At 39.9% G+C, this 326-nt stretch carries 2 protein-coding genes; both read right to left on the bottom strand.

Features of this window, described 5'->3' with window-relative positions; translation table 11 throughout:
• Nucleotides 1–33: 33 nt before the first annotated feature.
• Entirely contained in the window at nucleotides 34–159 is a 126-nt protein-coding gene (locus KSHG_RS18900) for a hypothetical protein (RefSeq protein WP_261797791.1), read from the bottom strand.
• 1 nt (nucleotide 160) lies between these two features.
• A partial coding sequence (locus KSHG_RS17820) for an NIL domain-containing protein (protein ID WP_010299976.1) occupies nucleotides 161–326 on the bottom strand: 166 nt, incomplete at its 5' end.

The following is a 326-nucleotide window of genomic DNA, read 5'->3' as shown; positions in this document are numbered from 1 at the left end:
GAGTTCAAATTATTTAGTAAATTCTCCAAAACCCTATTCCTCCCATACGACATAAAGTAAATTAAGTGCCACTTCTAGTATAGAAGTGGCACTTTTCGTCGTCCGCGTCATATTCCAAATGTCTGGAAGCATCGATGTGAAATGAGCAAAATCAAACATATTACTGCACCTCCACTGATACGCCGCGTGATTCTATGTAAGAAATTGCACGATGAATATGTGCTTCTTCACCGATTAGTTCCATAATGAAAATTCCGAGCGGTCGTTCTTGTATGTATTCAATCGTGCCATGAAGGAAGTTCCCTCGCACTTCAAATTGTTGTAGC

Origin of the sequence: Kurthia senegalensis (assembly GCF_000285595.1) — a bacterium.
Lineage (GTDB): Bacteria > Bacillota > Bacilli > Bacillales_A > Planococcaceae > Kurthia > Kurthia senegalensis.
The sequence above is the reverse complement of the archived record's forward strand: the minus strand, read 5'-3'. Positions and strand labels throughout refer to the sequence as shown.